Here is a 17,315-nt window from a genome sequence, read left to right as displayed (position 1 = left end):
GTATCAGCAGAGAAAATGGCGACCGCATCCAGCCCTCAAGTCAGGTAGAATGCGCGCCCAGTTTTTGGAGAAGCGTATGACCCTGCTCAAATTCAGCGATGTGTCCCTTGCTTTCGGCGCTATGCCGTTGTTGGACAAGGTGTCCTGGCAGATCGCCCGTGGTGAGCGGGTGTGCATCATCGGCCGCAACGGCACCGGCAAGTCCAGCATGATGAAGCTGGTAAAAGGCGACCAGAAGCCCGACGACGGCTCTGTGTGGCGTGCCCCGGGCCTCAAGATCGGCGAATTGCCGCAAGAATTGCCGGTGGCCGACGGACGGACCGTGTTCGACGTGGTTGCCGAAGGCCTGGACGGCGTTGGTGAGTTGCTTGCGCAGTACCACCACCTGGCGCAGAACTGCGTCACCGAAGAAGACCTGGACAAGCTGATGCACGTCCAGCAAGACCTCGAAGCCCGCGACGGCTGGCGCCTGCAGCAACTGGTGGACAGTACCCTGAGCCGCCTGCAACTGCCGGCCGACAAGACCCTCGCCGAATTGTCCGGCGGCTGGCGTCGCCGGGTGTTGCTGGCCCAGGCGCTGGTGTCCGAGCCGGACCTGCTGCTGCTCGACGAACCGACCAACCACCTGGACATCGGCGCCATCGCCTGGCTGGAAGAAGCCCTCAAGGATTTCCAGGGTGCCGTGCTGTTCATCACGCACGACCGTTCCTTCCTGCAAAACCTCGCCACGCGCATCCTCGAACTGGACCGTGGTGGCCTGATCGACTGGAACGGCGACTACGCCAGCTTCCTGGTGCACAAGGAAGCCGCACTGTCCGCCGAAGAAACCGCCAACGCCCTGTTCGACAAGAAACTGGCCCAGGAAGAAGTCTGGATCCGCCAGGGCATCAAGGCGCGCCGTACCCGTAACGAAGGCCGCGTACGTGCCCTGAAAGCCCTGCGCGTCGAGCGCAGCGAACGCCGCGAGCGCACCGGCAAGGCCAATATCCAGCTGGATACCGCCGACAAGTCGGGCAAGCAAGTGATGGTGCTGGAAAACGTCAGCTTCCATCACCCGGACGGTCCGTTCCTGATCAAGGACTTCTCCATGGTCCTGCAACGCGGCGACCGTATCGGCCTGCTGGGCGCCAACGGTACCGGCAAGACCACCTTGCTCAAGCTGATGCTCAACGGCCTGCAACCGACCAGCGGCACCGTGGAAGAGGGCACCCGCATCGACGTGGCCTACTTCGATCAGTTGCGTCACCAGCTGGACCTGGAAAAGACCGTGATCGACAACGTTGCCGAAGGTCGCGACTTTATCGACATCGACGGCCAGAGTCGCCACGTGCTGAGCTACCTGGGCGACTTCCTGTTCAGCCCGCAGCGTGCCCGCACACCCGTCAAGGCCTTGTCCGGTGGTGAGCGCGCGCGCCTGCTGCTGGCCAAGCTGTTCAGCAAGCCGGCCAACCTGCTGGTACTCGACGAACCGACCAACGACCTCGATGTGGAAACCCTCGAACTGCTGGAAGAGGTCTTGCTGACCTTCAACGGCACTGTGCTGATGGTCAGCCACGACCGGGCATTCCTCGACAACGTGGTCACCAGTACCCTGGTCTTCGAAGGGGAAGGCAAGGTGCGTGAGTACGTCGGTGGTTACCAGGACTGGCTGCGTCAGGGCGGTTCACCGCGCCTGCTGGGCGTGACCGAGAGCAAGTCCGGCAAGGCCGACCTGACCTCCGCCGTTGTCGCCCCGGTGGCCGCTGCCCCGGCCCAGGAAGCTGCCCCGGCGGCCAAGAAGAAGCTCAGCTACAAGCTTCAGCGTGAGCTGGAAGCCTTGCCGGGTGATATCGAGGCCAAGGAGCAACAGATCGCGGCTGTGGAAGCGCAAATGGCCGACGCGGGTTTCTACCTGCGCCCGGCGGCGGAAACCGCCAAGGTCATCGCTTCCCTGGAGACGTTGAACCAGGAGCTGGAAGCGCTGGTTGAGCGTTGGGCTGAGTTGGATGCCTGACTGATCCAGATGCATTAAAAAACCCGGTGTTCATTTGGATGAACACCGGGTTTTTCATATGAAATGCGATTCAAAATGTGGGAGGGGGCTTACGAGCTTTTGACCAGCCTTACCGCCAGGACGTCGCACGGCGCGCCATGCAGCACGTCATTGGCCGTGGAGCCCAGCAACAGCGCCAAACCATGACGGCCATGGCTACCGACCACGATCAGGTCACAACCCTTTTCTTTGGCCAGGTGGTGGATTTCCTGGCGAGGTTGGCCGTAGGTCAGGTGGCAGTCTTCCTTTTTCAGGTGCGGGTACTTGAGAATCAAACGGTCCAGACGCTCCTTGGCCTGGTCGAATTGTTGTTGCTGCAATTGGGAAAGGTCCATCGGCACGTCACCGCCAAAGGCCATGGCCATGGGCTCGACGATATGCACCAGCGACAGTACGGCACCATTGGCCAATGCGGATTCCTGCGCGCGCTTGATCACTGGATCGCACTCTTCGGTCAGATCGACAGCGACCAGAATATGTTGGTAGGGCATGAGGCGTTCCTCTAGGGGGACTGCAATAGATTCAGTATGGCTGCTTTCAAGCGGATAGGGTTGCGTGAGATCAAATCCGCTCATCTAGAAATTCGGGAGTACACATATGACGGTCTGGATAGTGGTGTCAATCCTTGTGGTGGTTCTGAGCCCCCTGGCATGGCTGCGCCCGTCGCGCCACCAGAGCGGGCGCATGGCCCTGCGCATGGAGGCGCGACGCATCGGCCTGGCCATGCAACTGGCACCTCAGGAGTGGCCGCACTGGCTCAAGCAGGAGCCGCCGAGCCCTTGCGCGCAGTACCACCGGCCGCGACGTGGCCGTACGCCAGACACCTGGAGTTACTGGCAGCTGGAGCCGGGTGTGTGGGTCAATCAGTGGCAGGAGGTGTGCGTCGATGAGAAGCTGTTGCCGCATTTCGCAACGCTGCCGGCCAACGTCTATAAAGTCGAGGCGGATCGTCAGATGGTCACTTTGTACTGGGGTGAGAAGGGCGAGGCGAGTGACTTGCAGGCCATTGATAAAGTGCTCAAGGCCCTGGCATGAGGCCTTCGGGTAAACCATAGGCAATAAAAAGCCCGACATCATCATCGGGCTGGAGTTGGCCAGGCAGGCCGGTAAATCTGTGTTTCATGCGTCGGATGTTCATCCAGGCGCGTTACGGTTGTCGCTAGCCTAGCGGCATATCCCGATCTGTACAGCGTTTTCCCGCACTTTTTTGATTATTGATTTCGTGAATATTGAAATATTGACGAGGCGCAGGCCTGGGGCGGGGGTTCTGAAATGACTGGAAAGTCGCGTTTTTCCTAGCCTTTCGAGCGATTGACAATTGCCTGGAATTGGATGAAGGTGACGTACCCAAATCAAACGGGCGTATGAATTGAGCGTTTGTCTGTCAGACGTCTCATACAGAATCCCGACTATCGCATTGGCGGGTGTGCCTGGCGCATTGGGGTGAGCATTGACGAAATGATCAATGTCTAACCAGAGGCCAGCGTCCGGTGTGTACTGTTCAGCTTCCATATCGTGGAGATCAGTTGATGATTTACGAAGGTAAAGCCATCACGGTTAAGGCTCTTGAAAGTGGCATCGTCGAATTGAAATTCGACCTCAAGGGTGAGTCCGTCAACAAGTTCAACCGTCTAACCCTGAACGAACTGCGTCAGGCCGTAGACACCATCAAAGCAGATGCTTCGGTCAAGGGCGTGATCGTCTCCAGCGGCAAGGACGTGTTTATCGTCGGCGCTGACATCACCGAATTCGTCGACAACTTCAAGCTGCCCGATGCCGAGCTGGTGGCTGGCAACCTCGAAGCCAACAAGATTTTCAGCGATTTCGAAGACCTCAACGTGCCGACCGTTGCCGCCATCAATGGCATCGCCTTGGGCGGCGGCTTGGAAATGTGCCTGGCCGCAGACTTCCGCGTCATGTCGGCCACTGCCAAGATCGGTCTGCCTGAAGTCAAGCTGGGCATCTACCCAGGCTTCGGCGGTACCGTGCGTCTGCCGCGCCTGATCGGTGCCGACAACGCCATCGAGTGGATCGCCGCCGGTAAGGAAAATAAAGCTGAAGACGCGCTGAAAGTCGGTGCCGTCGACGCTGTGGTTGCCCCGGACAAACTGGCCGAAGCTGCACTGAACCTGATCAAAGGCGCCATCAGCGGCGAATTTGACTACAAGGCCAAGCGTCAGCCAAAGCTGGAAAAACTCAAGCTCAACGCCATCGAACAAATGATGTCGTTCGAAACCGCCAAGGGTTTCGTGGCCGGCCAGGCCGGTCCGAACTACCCGGCGCCGGTTGAAGCGATCAAGACCATCCAGAAGGCCGCGAACTTCGGTCGCGACAAAGCCCTGGAAGTGGAAGCGGCGGGTTTCGTCAAACTGGCCAAGACCTCTGCTGCCCAGAGCCTGATCGGCCTGTTCCTGAACGATCAGGAACTGAAGAAAAAGGCCAAGGCCTACGACGAAATCGCCAAGGACGTGAAACAGGCAGCCGTACTCGGTGCCGGCATCATGGGTGGCGGTATCGCCTATCAGTCGGCGTCCAAAGGCACGCCGATCCTGATGAAAGACATCAACGAACACGGTATCGAGCAGGGCCTGGCGGAAGCCGCCAAGCTGCTGGTGGGCCGCGTTGATAAAGGTCGCATGACCGCTGCGAAAATGGCTGAAGTGCTTAACGGCATTCGTCCTACGCTGTCCTACGGCGATTTCGGCCATGTCGACCTGGTGGTCGAAGCGGTTGTCGAGAACCCGAAGGTCAAGCAAGCCGTACTGGCTGAAGTGGAAGCGCAGGTCAAAGACGACACCATCCTGGCGTCCAACACCTCGACGATCTCCATCTCGCTGCTGGCCAAGGCGCTCAAGCGTCCGGAAAACTTCGTCGGCATGCACTTCTTTAACCCGGTGCACATGATGCCGCTGGTGGAAGTGATCCGTGGCGAGAAGTCCAGCGAGTTGGCCATCGCCACCACCGTTGCCTACGCCAAGAAAATGGGCAAGAACCCGATCGTGGTCAATGATTGCCCGGGCTTCTTGGTCAACCGCGTGCTGTTCCCGTACTTCGGCGGTTTCGCCAAGCTGGTCAGCGCCGGTGTGGACTTCGTGCGCATCGACAAGGTCATGGAAAAATTCGGCTGGCCCATGGGCCCGGCGTACCTGATGGACGTCGTCGGCATCGACACCGGCCACCACGGCCGCGACGTGATGGCTGAAGGCTTCCCGGACCGTATGAAAGACGACCGGCGCTCGGCGATCGACGCGCTCTACGAGGCCAAGCGCCTGGGTCAGAAAAACGGCAAGGGCTTCTACGCCTACGAGACCGACAAGAAGGGCAAGCAGAAGAAGGTCGCTGACCCGTCGGTCCACGAGGTGCTTGCGCCGGTCATCTATGAACAGCGTGAGGTGTCCGACGAGGACATCGTCAACTGGATGATGATCGCCCTGTGCCTGGAGACCGTGCGTTGCCTGGAAGACGGCATCGTCGAGACCGCTGCCGAAGCCGATATGGGCCTGGTATACGGTATTGGTTTCCCTCCATTCCGTGGTGGTGCGCTGCGTTACATCGACTCGATCGGTGTAGCCGAATTCGTTGCCCTGGCTGATCAATACGCTGATTTGGGCCCGCTGTACCACCCGACCGCGAAGCTGCGTGAGATGGCCAGGAATGGCCAGAGCTTCTTCGGTTAAGTGCCCAGACGACTAGAGCGAGAATATTTATGAGCTTGAATCCAAGAGACGTCGTGATTGTCGACTTCGGTCGCACACCGATGGGCCGCTCCAAGGGCGGCATGCACCGCAACACCCGCGCTGAAGATATGTCGGCGCACCTGATCAGCAAATTGCTGGAGCGCAACGTCAAGGTCGACCCGAACGAAGTCGAAGACGTGATCTGGGGCTGCGTCAACCAGACCCTGGAGCAGGGCTGGAACATCGCGCGCATGGCGTCGCTGATGACCCAGATCCCGCATACGGCCGCCGGCCAGACCGTCAGCCGTTTGTGTGGCTCCTCGATGAGCGCCCTGCACACGGCCGCCCAGGCGATCATGACGGGTAATGGGGATGTGTTCGTGGTCGGTGGCGTGGAGCACATGGGCCACGTCAGCATGATGCACGGCGTCGATCCCAACCCACACATGTCGCTGTACGCGGCAAAAGCCTCGGGCATGATGGGCCTGACCGCGGAAATGCTCGGCAAGATGCACGGCATTACCCGTGAAGCCCAGGACGCGTTCGGCCTGCGCTCCCACCAGTTGGCCCACAAGGCAACGGTGGAAGGCAAGTTCAAGGATGAAATCATCCCGATGAACGGCTACGACGAGAACGGTTTCCTGAAACTGTTCGACTACGACGAAACCATTCGTCCGGACACCACCCTGGAAAGCCTGGCGGCCCTCAAGCCTGCCTTCAATCCGAAGGGCGGCACCGTGACGGCGGGTACTTCGTCGCAAATCACCGATGGTGCCTCGTGCATGATCGTGATGTCGGCGCAGCGTGCCCAGGACCTGGGTATCCAGCCGCTGGCGGTGATTCGTTCGATGGCCGTGGCGGGTGTGGACCCCGCAATCATGGGCTATGGTCCAGTACCGGCGACACAAAAAGCCTTGAAGCGTGCGGGCCTGACCATCTCCGATATCGACTTCTTCGAACTCAACGAAGCTTTCGCTGCACAGGCCCTGCCGGTGCTGAAAGATTTGAAAGTGCTCGACAAGATGAACGAGAAGGTTAACCTGCACGGCGGTGCGATTGCCCTGGGCCACCCATTCGGTTGCTCCGGTGCGCGTATTTCCGGCACTTTGCTTAACGTGATGAAGCAAAATGGCGGTAACCTCGGGGTTGCAACCATGTGCATTGGTCTTGGCCAAGGCATTTCCACCGTCTTCGAACGCGTCTAAGCGTTGAGTTGACGGAAGCCGGGGCCCAGTGCCCCGGTTTTTGTTTTTTGGAATTTTTAATATTTTTTTTCAACAAATTTTGTAAGGGGGCCAGAGCATGAAAGTCGAACCAGGGCTCTACCAACATTATAAAGGTCCGCAGTACCGCGTTTTCAGCGTGGCACGGCATTCCGAGACCGAAGAAGAAGTGGTGTTCTACCAAGCACTGTATGGCGATTACGGCTTTTGGGTGCGCCCCTTGAGCATGTTCCTCGAGACCGTCGAAGTTGACGGCGAGCAGGTCCCGCGCTTTGCTTTGGTCCAGGCCGAACCCAGTCTTTTTTCAGGGCAATAACGGCAGGCCGCGCAGAATGCTGCGCTTGACCTCACCTTGTTGCCACTATATATAGCGTTGCCGCGTCAGGCGCCAACTGCCTTTCACTTCTCGAATTCAGGAATTTTCCGATCCATGGGCAAATCGCTGGTCATTGTGGAATCCCCGGCTAAGGCCAAGACCATCAACAAGTACTTGGGCAACGAGTACGTGGTGAAGTCGAGTATCGGCCATATCCGAGACCTGCCCACCAGCGGTTCGGCTAGCGCCAGCAAGGAGCCTGCCGCCAAGCGCGGCAAGGCGGCCGCGGGCGAAGGTCCGGTGCTCAGCCCTAAAGAGAAAGCGCGCAAGCAGCTGGTCTCGCGCATGGGGGTGGATCCGGAACATGGCTGGAAGGCCAAGTACGAAATCCTTCCGGGCAAGGAAAAGGTCATCGAAGAGCTGCGTCGGCTCGCCAAGGATGCTGACACCATCTATCTCGCAACGGACTTGGACCGCGAAGGGGAAGCCATTGCCTGGCACCTGCGGGAAGCCATCGGCGGTGATGACAGCCGCTACAAGCGTGTGGTGTTCAACGAAATCACCAAGAAAGCCATCCAGGAAGCCTTCTCCAAGCCGGGCGAGCTGGACATTGACCGCGTCAACGCCCAGCAGGCCCGTCGTTTCCTCGACCGCGTCGTGGGCTACATGGTCTCGCCACTGCTGTGGGCCAAGATCGCCCGCGGCCTGTCCGCCGGCCGTGTGCAATCGGTAGCGGTCAAGCTGGTGGTGGAGCGTGAGCGTGAGATCCGTGCGTTCAACCCCGAAGAATACTGGGAAGTCCACGCCGACCTGGGCACTGCCAAGGGCGCCAACGTGCGCTTCGAAGTGGCCCGTGAGAAAGGCGAGGCGTTCAAGCCGCTGAACGAAGCCCAGGCCATGGCCGCGCTGGAAAAGCTCAAGGCTTCCAGCTACAGCATCGTCAAGCGCGAAGACAAACCGACCAGCAGCAAGCCGTCGGCACCGTTCATTACCTCTACCTTGCAACAGGCCGCGAGCAACCGCCTGGGCTTCGGGGTGAAGAAGACCATGATGATGGCCCAGCGTCTGTACGAAGCTGGCTACATCACCTATATGCGTACCGACTCCACCAACCTGTCGCAAGACGCGGTGGCCATGGCGCGCACTTATATTGAAAGTGAGTTCGGCAAGAAGTACCTGCCGGAGAAGCCGAACGTCTACAGCAGCAAAGAGGGCGCCCAGGAGGCTCACGAAGCGATTCGTCCTTCCGACGCCAACACCGAGCCAAGCAAGCTGAGCGGCATGGAACGCGACGCTGAGCGCCTCTACGAGCTGATCTGGCGCCAGTTCCTGGCCTGCCAGATGCTGCCGGCGCAATACCTGTCCACCACCGTCAGTGTGGGCGCTGGCGACTTCGAGCTGCGCGCCAAGGGCCGTATCCTCAAGTTCGACGGCTATACCCGCGTGATGCCGCAGATCGCCAAGCCGGGCGACGACGATGTACTGCCGGACATGGCCCAGGGCGATACGCTCAAGCTGATCAAGCTCGACCCGTCCCAGCACTTCACCAAGCCGCCGGCGCGTTATTCGGAAGCCAGCCTGGTGAAAGAGATGGAAAAACGCGGTATCGGTCGTCCTTCGACCTACGCCGCGATCATCTCGACGATCCAGGACCGTGGCTACGTTGCCCTGCACAACCGTCGTTTCTATTCGGAAAAGATGGGCGATATCGTCACCGAGCGTCTGTCCGAGAGTTTCTCCAACCTGATGGACTACGGCTTCACCGCCGGCATGGAAGAGAACCTCGATGACGTGGCCCAGGGCGAGCGCGACTGGAAAAACGTGCTGGACGAGTTCTACGGCGACTTCAAGAAGAAACTCGAAGTGGCAGAAAGCCCCGAGAGCGGCATGCGCGCCAACCAGCCGGTGATGACCGACATCCCGTGCCTGACCTGCGGCCGTCCGATGCAGATCCGTACCGCTTCCACCGGCGTTTTCCTCGGTTGCTCGGGTTACAGCCTGCCACCGAAAGAGCGCTGCAAGGCTACCGTCAACCTGGTGCCGGGAGATGAAATCGCCGCCGACGACGAGGGGGAGTCCGAATCGCTGGTACTGCGTGGCAAGCACCGCTGCCCGATCTGCAACACGGCGATGGATGCCTATCTGCTCGATGAGAAGCACAAGCTGCATATCTGCGGTAACAACCCGGATTGTGACGGCTATGAGATCGAAGAGGGCAGCTACCGCATCAAGGGCTACGAAGGCCCGAGCCTGGAATGCGACAAGTGCGGCAGTGAGATGCAGCTCAAGACCGGCCGCTTCGGCAAGTTCTTCGGTTGCACCAACCCGACGTGCAAGAACACCCGCAAACTGCTGAAAAGCGGTGATGCGGCGCCGCCGAAGATGGACCCGGTGAAGATGCCCGAACTCAAGTGCGAGAAGGTCAACGACACCTACATCCTGCGTGATGGTGCTTCGGGCCTGTTCCTGGCCGCCAGCCAGTTCCCGAAAAACCGCGAGACCCGTGCACCATTGGTGCTGGAAATCGTGCCGCACAAGGACGAGATCGATCCTAAGTACCACTTCCTGTGTGAGGCGCCGAAGAAGGACCCGGATGGTCGCCCAGCCGTGATCCGCTACAGCCGCAAGACCAAGGAGCAGTACGTGCAGTCCGAAGTGGACGGTAAGCCGACCGGTTGGAAGGCGTTCTACGACGGCGGTAAGTGGAAGGTTGAGGACAAGCGCCAGGGCGCTTGATCCTATACTCTGCTAACGCTAAAAGCCGTCTGTATAGACGGCTTTTGCTTGCTGCGGGATCGAGGAGGGTGCTTGGTCCTTACTCGCGAAGGTTGTTGATGATTACGCGAAAAACCTGATGCCGAACGGCGCTCTGAAGTTTTTCGCGAGCAAGCTCGCTCCTACATAGCCAGCATCACGCTTATTCGTTGTGGAGATTGCCGTTATGGCCAACGAACTCTATACCCGTACCAACCAGAAAATTTACTTTGCGGGTTTGTCCCTGGAAGCCCTTGGCCGTGCCGAGCAAGGCAAGGAGATGAACGCGATTGCGCTGGTTCAGGCTGGGCGTGAAGCCGCGTTGTTCCACTTGTATGGTGCGTTACTGGGCTTGTGTCATGAGATCGCGGGGTTCTACCGCTTGCCCCAGGCCGGTTCGCCCCGTGCGGAAATGATCATGAATCGTGAAGTGCTGGAAAGCATGGCGATCCCTGAACTGGCCGAGTTGGTGGAAATGGCCCAGAGCCCCGACAGCTGGGTCGCGCGTCTGCTCAAGGCCCATGCGGATATGTTTCAGCCGCCCCGTGTTCCCCATGTGCCCAAGGGCGATGTGACCCAGCCCTTGATCGTGGCGGTTGCGTTGGAGGAGGAAGAGCCCAAGCCTCTGAGTCGTGAAGAGTTGGAAGGCTGGCGTCAGGAGCTGAAAAAGATGGCGTTGCGCTTTCGTGAAGGTTTGAACGAGTGCTGAACGTTGGTCGGATTCGTATGACACCGTTCATCAAGCCGTAAAGAAACCTCTTCAGAACCTCAACGAAGCCGGGCGGATGACTGATATAATCCCGGCCTTTCGTGGAGAACAGACTTTTATGCCAACGTCCTTTCTGGAAATTGTTGAATTGCCTGACGGCCGAATCGAGCTGCGCCGGGCGGAGGACGAGGGTTCTCTGGTTATTCTGGATTTTTCCGAGGATGCCAAGGTGTTCCTGCAAGGCCAGCACGTGGAAGTGGCAAAAGCCATGTTGAGCGTCGGTGTTCAGATGGCAGGCCGCTTGGCAGAAGGCGAACCTGAGAAGGAAGACGGCCCACGGGTTCTTCACTGAGTCCTGTGAGGGTCGGGCTTGCTAGTGCAGGTGGGTTTGTCGTGGTGAGCGGACTTGCTGTGGCAGGTGGGTTTGCTGTGGCGAGCGGGCTTGCCCCGCGTTGGGCTGCGAAGCAGTCCTAAATAGATCAATGCGGTATATCAGGTATTCCACGGTGTCTGGTTTTGGGGCCGCTTCGCAGCCCAACGCGGGGCAAGCCCGCTCGCCACAGCAAACCCACCTGCCACAGCAAGCCCGCCTGCCACAACGAGTCCGCCTGCCACAACGAGCCCCTCCGCAGGCTCATCGCATTATCCCAATCGAATATTCAAGCTCTGAGCATCACCTGTGCGCGCAGCACTGATCAGCTGCTGCTTGGCGCTGGCATTCAATGGGTTCAGCCAGCTCACCACTGTATGGCTACGACCCAGGCGCAAGGCTTCGCAGGTCAACTGCTGGGCGCTTTGCGCGCCGCGCGGTTGCAGCAGCAGGATGCGCTCGCGGTTCAGGCCGGCGTCCCGCAGCCAGGCCTGGGTCAGGCTGGCAGGCGGGGCGATCAGTGTCAGCCAGCGCGCGTCCTGTTCCTCGCTCAGTTCGCGCAGGATTGGCGCCAGCAGGCTCAGGCAGCTCCCGGCAGCACCGCGCAACGACAATTCACTGAACGCCTCAGGCTCGGCGCTCCAGGGCGCCTCGACCGTTTCCTTGAGGAGGGGCGCAAGGGGTTGGGCCATGAAGGCCTCGAACAGCGACAGTTGTGTGTGTTGTGGGGTGTGCACGAGCTGCATGATGCCTCCTTTAGCGGCGAATGACGCCGACGCTCAGGCCTTCGATCACCAGGTCCTGGTCTTTCAGGTTCACTTCAATCGGGGCGAACTCAGGGTTCTCGGCTAACAGCCAGACCTTGCTGCCTTCGCGCTTGAAGCGTTTGACGGTGACTTCATCGCCGATGCGGGCCACCACGATCTGGCCGTTACGCGCTTCGCGGGTGGTATGGACGGCCAGCAGGTCACCGTCGAAAATGCCCACGTCCTTCATGCTCATGCCATGGACCCGCAACAGGTAGTCGGCGCGAGGATGGAAGAAGGTCGGGTTGATGTTGCAGGATTCCTCGACGTGCTGCTGCGCCAGGATCGGCGCACCGGCGGCGACGCGACCGATGATCGGCAGTGTCGATTCGTCGGCCTTGGCTTCGAAGCCAGGGATGCGAATGCCGCGCGAAGCGCCTGGGGTCATCTCGATCGCGCCCTTGCGAGCAAGGGCCTTGAGATGCTCTTCGGCGGCGTTGGGGGATTTGAATCCCAGTTCCAGCGCAATCTCCGCTCGCGTCGGCGGGTAGCCGTTGTCATCGAGGCAGCGCTTGATAAAAGCCAGAATCTCAGCTTGGCGTGGCGTCAGTTTTAGCATGTTGATCGCTCTGTCTTTTTATACAGTGACTGGGATTATATACAGTGAACTGCGCTTGGCAATCATCCTTTTCTGCCATGGCGCCGGACGGTCATTCGTCAGCCGTCCTACAAGGCATGGGTAGCGCTGCCTACAGACCTGGAAGGATGTGATTAAATAGCGCCGAAACAGATGACTGCCCGGCCGGAAAGCGAACCTGCAGGCTTGACAAGACACAACTTGAAACGTATGTTTCAAACAAGTGTTTGTCAGGCGGAGTAGCCATGGCCCAGTCGGAAACCGTTGAACGCATTCTCGATGCTGCCGAGCAGTTGTTCGCGGAAAAAGGATTTGCTGAAACTTCATTGCGGCTGATCACCAGCAAGGCCGGGGTCAACCTCGCCGCAGTGAACTACCATTTCGGCTCGAAAAAGGCCCTGATCCAGGCGGTGTTCTCGCGTTTCCTCGGGCCGTTCTGCGCCAGCCTGGACCGTGAGCTCGAACGACGCCAGGCCAAGGCCGATCCTAAGCCAAGCCTGGAAGACCTGCTGGAAATCCTCGTCGAACAAGCCTTGGTGGTTCAACCACGCAGTGGCAACGACTTGTCGATCTTCATGCGCCTGTTGGGCCTGGCGTTCAGTCAGAGCCAGGGCCACCTGCGCCGCTACCTTGAAGACATGTACGGCAAGGTGTTTCGTCGCTATATGTTGCTGGTCAACGAGGCGGCACCGCGCATCCCGCCGATCGAGCTGTTCTGGCGCGTACATTTCATGCTCGGTGCGGCGGCGTTCAGCATGTCCGGGATCAAGGCGTTGCGTGCGATTGCCGAGACCGACTTTGGCGTGAACACCTCGATCGAGCAGGTGATGCGCCTGATGGTGCCTTTTCTCGCCGCGGGCATGCGCGCCGAAAGCGGTGTCACCGATCCTGCCATGGTCGCCGCTCAATTGCGCCCGCGCAGCAAATCCATTCCCATCCCCGCCAAGGTTTGACCGCCCTGGGTGTGCGTGGCCGCTAGCATCCGCTAAGCTAGCCGCCCATGCCGAATTCAGCTATTTACACACAACCCGTTACTCCCGCCGCGTTGATCGCGCCGCGTGAGGGTAGCGGGTTGTGTGCGTTATTTAAGGAAGGTTTATGACTGCTGCCCTGCAAGGTTCTTTGATGGTCGACGTAGCCGGCACCTGGCTGACGGCCGAGGATCGCCACCTGCTGCGCCAGCCGGAGGTGGGCGGGTTGATCATTTTCGCGCGCAATATCGAGCATCCACGCCAGGTGCGAGAGCTGAGCGCGGCGATCCGTGCCGTGCGCCCGGACCTGCTGCTGGCGGTCGACCAGGAAGGGGGGCGCGTGCAGCGCCTGCGCCAAGGCTTCGTGCGCCTGCCGGCCATGCGTGCCCTGGCGGATAACCCCAACGCCGAGTACCTGGCCGAACAATGTGGCTGGATCATGGCCACTGAAGTACTGGCTGTCGGTCTTGATCTCAGCTTCGCCCCTGTGCTGGACCTGGACTACCAGCGCAGTGCCGTGGTCGGCACGCGCGCCTTCGAGGGTGACCCAGCGCATGCCGCGGTGCTTGCCGGTGCTTTTATCCGCGGTATGAACAGCGCCGGCATGGCCGCCACCGGCAAGCACTTCCCCGGTCACGGCTGGGCTGAAGCCGATTCCCATGTCGCCATTCCTACTGACGAGCGCAGCCTGGAGCAGATTCGCAGCCATGACCTGGTGCCCTTCGCACGCCTGAGCCAGCAGTTGGCGGCCGTGATGCCCGCCCATGTTATCTACCCGCAGGTTGACGCGCAGCCCGCTGGCTTCTCGCGTCGCTGGTTGCAGGACATCCTGCGCGGTGAGTTGCAGTTTGACGGGGTGATTTTCAGCGATGACTTGTCTATGGCCGGTGCCCATGTGGTGGGAGACGCTGCCAGCCGTATCGAGGCCGCGCTGACGGCGGGCTGCGATATGGGCCTGGTGTGTAACGATCGTGCGGCGGCTGAACTGGCGCTGAGTGCGGCCCAGCGGATGAAAGTCACGCCATCGCCGCGGATTGCACGGATGCGCGGGCAGGCGATGGCTTCGACGGAGTATAAGCAGGACCCGCGTTGGCTGGTGGCGCTCGGTGCGCTGCGGGATGCGCAGTTGATCGATTAAGTGTCGCGTCCATCGCGGGCGTGCTCGCGATGGCGCTCTTGCCGTCAGCGCTTCTCTTGCTTATTAGGCAGCGGTGCAAAGAGCGCCTCGATGTCGTCATTGCCCAACTGCCAATCCCCGGTCGTCCGACCGTCCAGCACGCCCGCCGCCAGGTCGGACTTTTCCTTCTGCAGATGCTGAATTTTCTCTTCCACCGTGCCGCGGGCAATCATCTTGTACACAAACACCGGCTTTTCCTGACCGATGCGATACGCCCGGTCGGTGGCCTGGTTTTCCGTGGCGGGGTTCCACCACGGGTCGTAGTGAATCACCGTGTCCGCTTCTGTCAGGTTCAGGCCCACACCACCGGCTTTCAGGCTGATCAGGAAAATCTGCAGCTTGCCGCTCTGGAAGTCCTTCACCGGAGTGCGCCGATCACGGGTCTGGCCGGTGAGCAGCGCATAGGCGACACCGCGCTTTTTCAGTTCGGCTTCGATCAGGCCCAGCATCGAGGTGAACTGGGAAAACAGCAGGATCCGGCGCCCCTCGGCAAACAACTCTTCGAGCATCTCCATCAAGCTATCGAGCTTGCCCGAACTGCTGCCACGGGCGGGCAGGCTGGCGTCGTTGATCAGGCGCAGGTCGCAGCACACTTGGCGTAACTTGAGCAGGGCTTCGAGAATGATGATCTGGCTGCGTGCCACACCCTTGCGGGTAATTTCGTCGCGGACCTTTTTATCCATGGCCAGGCGCATGGTTTCGTACACGTCGCGCTGGGCTTCGTTGAGGTCGACCCAGTGGATGATCTCGGTCTTGGGCGGCAACTCCGTCGCCACCTGCTCCTTGGTGCGGCGCAACAGGAAGGGTTTGATCCGGCCGTTGAGGTGTTGCAGTCGCACATCGCTGCCGCGCTTTTCGATGGGCGCGCGGTAATCGCGGTTGAAGCTTTTAACGTCACCCAGCCAGCCCGGCAGCAGGAAGTGGAACAGCGACCACAACTCACCCAGGTGGTTTTCCAACGGCGTGCCGCTCAGGCACAGGCGCTGCCGTGCATTGAGCTGACGTGCTGCCTGGGCCGCTTTGCTCGAAGGGTTCTTGATGTACTGGGCTTCATCGAGGATCAGCACATGCAGGGGCTGGGTGGCGAGGTGCTCGATGTCCTTGGGCAACAGCGCATAGGTGGTCAGCAGCAGGTCATAGTCCTGCAATGTGGCGAAGTGCTTTTTGCGCGCGGCACCGTACAGCGCCAGCACCTTGAGTTGCGGGGTGAAGTGCGCGGCTTCATCGAGCCAATTGGGTATCAGGCTGGTGGGCATCACCACCATGCAAGGCCGGTCCAGGCGCCCGGCGATTTTCTCGCTGAGAATATGCGCCAGGGTTTGCAGGGTTTTGCCCAGGCCCATGTCATCGGCAAGAATCCCACCGACGTCCAGTTGGCGCAGTGACTGCATCCAGCTCAAGCCTTCCAGCTGATAGGGGCGCAACGTCGCGTTCAAGCCTTCGGGCGCGACACAGGTGAAGTCCTTGATATCCCGCAGACGCTGGGCGAAGTTGCGGATTTTTTCGCCGCCTTCCCATTGCAGGGGCAGGTCTTCCAGCGGGTTCAGGCGAATCGCATCGGCCTTGGCCAGACGCAGGGTGGTGGTGCCGGGGTCCTGCAGGTAGAACTCGCCAAGGGTGGCCAGCACGGGTTTCAAGCGGCCATAGGGCAATGCCACTTGCAGCGGGCCATGGCCGCCATTGGGCAGGCCGGGGATATTCACCAGGATCAACTCTTCGTCGCGGCGCCGTGCGAGTTTCTCCGGGTTGAGAAGCTCGGTGTGCGAGCGCATCAGGTTGAGCAGGATCGGCAGCAGGCTCAGCCGCTCGCCATTGACGATGATCCCCAGTTCCAGGTCGAACCAGTCACGTTCCGGCGCTTCATCGACGGTGGCGTACCAGTCGTCCACCGGGCTGAGGTCGAAGCCGAAGTCCTCGTCGATCTGCAACTCCCAGCCTTCGGCGCGCAGCGTCGGCGACGAGTTGAGCGTGAAGTTCAGCCAGGCGCTGTCATTGACCATCTCGAACAGTTCGCCGGCGCTTTCCGGCAGGGCCTTGCTCTGGCGCGTGGCGATCTTGAAACCGAGCAGGCGCAGTTGCTCGCGATAGGGCTGTTCCAGCTCGGGATGACGCTTGATACGCAGGCTTTGGGTTTCCTGGCGCACGATGATGTCGGCGTTCTTTTGCCCGCTGACATAGTTGCCCAGATAGTTGAACGACAGTGCCGCACGGTGCTGGATATAGCGCTGCATCTTGCCGTTGCGCGGCTCGAACGCGCTGAATTCGACGCTGGCCAGCCACAGCCGTGGCACTGGCAGCACGTCCTCCATCACCACCTGCGGCAGTACCACGCGGTTATCCAGCACCGCCTGGAGTTTTCCCAGCAGTTCGGCATCCTGGGCGGCGGCGGGGTAGGCCAGGGTTTCCTGGACCTTGAGCAACACCGCCGCGATATGTTTGCAGTTGGTATGGACCGGGCAGGTGCAGCGGCTGTCCACCAGGATCAGCATGCCCTTGGCGGACTCGCGCAGTGAAATGGTCTGCCGGTAGACGTTGCTGCCCGAGCCTTCGCAACTGGCGATGATCGTGCTGTCACCGGATTCGACGATACGTACGCGGTTCTCCAGGGCGTAGCGCCGCCCACGCTCCAGGCTTTGCTCTTTGAAGCGATTGGCCCACGAAGGGGCCAGGGGTTTGGTCAGCGACGACGTCAGGGGCATGGCG

14 protein-coding genes are annotated in these 17,315 nt (G+C 60.2%); 10 read left to right on the top strand and 4 right to left on the bottom strand.

The window, feature by feature from the left end; genetic code table 11:
- The first annotated feature begins 76 nt into the window (after nt 1-76).
- Nucleotides 77-1,993: an ATP-binding cassette domain-containing protein gene (locus AC1Q6I_RS24480; protein WP_024074076.1), complete on the top strand. Its 1,917-nt coding sequence runs from the start codon at nt 77-79 to the stop codon at nt 1,991-1,993.
- An 89-nt stretch (nt 1,994-2,082) separates the two neighbouring features.
- Here AC1Q6I_RS24480 and AC1Q6I_RS24475 read toward each other — a convergent pair whose 3' ends face one another.
- Nucleotides 2,083-2,523, bottom strand: coding sequence for a universal stress protein (locus AC1Q6I_RS24475; protein WP_024074077.1), 441 nt, complete (start codon nt 2,521-2,523; stop codon nt 2,083-2,085).
- 106 nt (nt 2,524-2,629) lie between these two features.
- Here AC1Q6I_RS24475 and AC1Q6I_RS24470 point away from each other — a divergent pair, with 106 nt between their 5' ends.
- From AC1Q6I_RS24470 to AC1Q6I_RS24440, 7 genes are all read left to right on the top strand, one after another.
- A complete protein-coding gene (locus AC1Q6I_RS24470) occupies nt 2,630-3,067 on the top strand; it encodes a hypothetical protein (protein WP_024074078.1) in 438 nt (145 codons plus the stop codon).
- A gap of 494 nt (nt 3,068-3,561) precedes the next feature.
- On the top strand, nt 3,562-5,709 hold the full coding sequence (gene fadB / locus AC1Q6I_RS24465) for a fatty acid oxidation complex subunit alpha FadB (protein ID WP_024074079.1): 2,148 nt from the start codon (nt 3,562-3,564) through the stop codon (nt 5,707-5,709).
- A 29-nt stretch (nt 5,710-5,738) separates the two neighbouring features.
- Nucleotides 5,739-6,914, top strand: a complete 1,176-nt coding sequence (gene fadA, locus AC1Q6I_RS24460; RefSeq protein WP_024074080.1) for an acetyl-CoA C-acyltransferase FadA — start codon at nt 5,739-5,741, stop codon at nt 6,912-6,914.
- Nucleotides 6,915-7,011: 97 nt separating this feature from the next.
- Nucleotides 7,012-7,248: a DUF1653 domain-containing protein gene (locus tag AC1Q6I_RS24455; protein ID WP_010212074.1), complete on the top strand. Its 237-nt coding sequence runs from the start codon at nt 7,012-7,014 to the stop codon at nt 7,246-7,248.
- Between the two features lie 114 nt (nt 7,249-7,362).
- Nucleotides 7,363-9,984 (top strand): type I DNA topoisomerase, encoded by a 2,622-nt coding sequence (topA, locus tag AC1Q6I_RS24450; RefSeq protein WP_024074081.1) that lies wholly within the window; start codon nt 7,363-7,365, stop codon nt 9,982-9,984.
- Nucleotides 9,985-10,189: 205 nt separating this feature from the next.
- Nucleotides 10,190-10,711: a DUF6586 family protein gene (locus AC1Q6I_RS24445; protein WP_024074082.1), complete on the top strand. Its 522-nt coding sequence runs from the start codon at nt 10,190-10,192 to the stop codon at nt 10,709-10,711.
- Between the two features lie 118 nt (nt 10,712-10,829).
- Nucleotides 10,830-11,063 (top strand): hypothetical protein, encoded by a 234-nt coding sequence (locus AC1Q6I_RS24440; RefSeq protein WP_010212068.1) that lies wholly within the window; start codon nt 10,830-10,832, stop codon nt 11,061-11,063.
- A 290-nt stretch (nt 11,064-11,353) separates the two neighbouring features.
- Here the strand turns inward: AC1Q6I_RS24440 and sulA are convergent, their stop codons facing one another.
- Both sulA and lexA read right to left on the bottom strand, forming a co-directional pair.
- Complete coding sequence (gene sulA / locus AC1Q6I_RS24435; protein ID WP_024074083.1) at nt 11,354-11,827, bottom strand: SOS-induced cell division inhibitor SulA; 474 nt, start codon at nt 11,825-11,827, stop codon at nt 11,354-11,356.
- Nucleotides 11,828-11,837: 10 nt separating this feature from the next.
- Nucleotides 11,838-12,446: a transcriptional repressor LexA gene (gene lexA / locus AC1Q6I_RS24430; protein ID WP_003172575.1), complete on the bottom strand. Its 609-nt coding sequence runs from the start codon at nt 12,444-12,446 to the stop codon at nt 11,838-11,840.
- A 263-nt stretch (nt 12,447-12,709) separates the two neighbouring features.
- Between lexA and AC1Q6I_RS24425 the strand changes: the two genes are divergently transcribed.
- Entirely contained in the window at nt 12,710-13,417 is a 708-nt protein-coding gene (locus tag AC1Q6I_RS24425; protein ID WP_024074084.1) for a TetR/AcrR family transcriptional regulator, read from the top strand.
- 145 nt (nt 13,418-13,562) lie between these two features.
- The gene (gene nagZ, locus AC1Q6I_RS24420; RefSeq protein ID WP_102624775.1) at nt 13,563-14,573 is read left to right on the top strand and encodes a beta-N-acetylhexosaminidase; all 1,011 of its coding nucleotides are present in this window, start codon (nt 13,563-13,565) and stop codon (nt 14,571-14,573) included.
- 44 nt (nt 14,574-14,617) lie between these two features.
- On the opposite strand, the gene AC1Q6I_RS24415 is transcribed toward nagZ, so the two are convergent.
- A complete protein-coding gene (locus AC1Q6I_RS24415; protein ID WP_024074086.1) occupies nt 14,618-17,311 on the bottom strand; it encodes a DEAD/DEAH box helicase in 2,694 nt (897 codons plus the stop codon).
- Nucleotides 17,312-17,315: the final 4 nt, after the last annotated feature.

The organism is Pseudomonas sp. MPR-R2A5 (assembly GCF_058793055.1).
This window is presented reverse-complemented; position numbering and strand designations above follow the sequence as displayed.

Bases quoted from the DNA above. Each gene is read 5' to 3' on its own strand.
- AC1Q6I_RS24480 (WP_024074076.1), top strand. From the start codon at position 77: ATGACCCTGCTCAAATTCAGCGATGTGTCCCTTGCTTTCGGCGCTATG.
- AC1Q6I_RS24475 (WP_024074077.1), bottom strand. From the start codon at position 2,523: ATGCCCTACCAACATATTCTGGTCGCTGTCGATCTGACCGAAGAGTGC.
- AC1Q6I_RS24470 (WP_024074078.1), top strand. From the start codon at position 2,630: ATGACGGTCTGGATAGTGGTGTCAATCCTTGTGGTGGTTCTGAGCCCC.
- fadB (WP_024074079.1), top strand. From the start codon at position 3,562: ATGATTTACGAAGGTAAAGCCATCACGGTTAAGGCTCTTGAAAGTGGC.
- fadA (WP_024074080.1), top strand. From the start codon at position 5,739: ATGAGCTTGAATCCAAGAGACGTCGTGATTGTCGACTTCGGTCGCACA.
- AC1Q6I_RS24455 (WP_010212074.1), top strand. From the start codon at position 7,012: ATGAAAGTCGAACCAGGGCTCTACCAACATTATAAAGGTCCGCAGTAC.
- topA (WP_024074081.1), top strand. From the start codon at position 7,363: ATGGGCAAATCGCTGGTCATTGTGGAATCCCCGGCTAAGGCCAAGACC.
- AC1Q6I_RS24445 (WP_024074082.1), top strand. From the start codon at position 10,190: ATGGCCAACGAACTCTATACCCGTACCAACCAGAAAATTTACTTTGCG.
- AC1Q6I_RS24440 (WP_010212068.1), top strand. From the start codon at position 10,830: ATGCCAACGTCCTTTCTGGAAATTGTTGAATTGCCTGACGGCCGAATC.
- sulA (WP_024074083.1), bottom strand. From the start codon at position 11,827: ATGCAGCTCGTGCACACCCCACAACACACACAACTGTCGCTGTTCGAG.
- lexA (WP_003172575.1), bottom strand. From the start codon at position 12,446: ATGCTAAAACTGACGCCACGCCAAGCTGAGATTCTGGCTTTTATCAAG.
- AC1Q6I_RS24425 (WP_024074084.1), top strand. From the start codon at position 12,710: ATGGCCCAGTCGGAAACCGTTGAACGCATTCTCGATGCTGCCGAGCAG.
- nagZ (WP_102624775.1), top strand. From the start codon at position 13,563: ATGACTGCTGCCCTGCAAGGTTCTTTGATGGTCGACGTAGCCGGCACC.
- AC1Q6I_RS24415 (WP_024074086.1), bottom strand. From the start codon at position 17,311: ATGCCCCTGACGTCGTCGCTGACCAAACCCCTGGCCCCTTCGTGGGCC.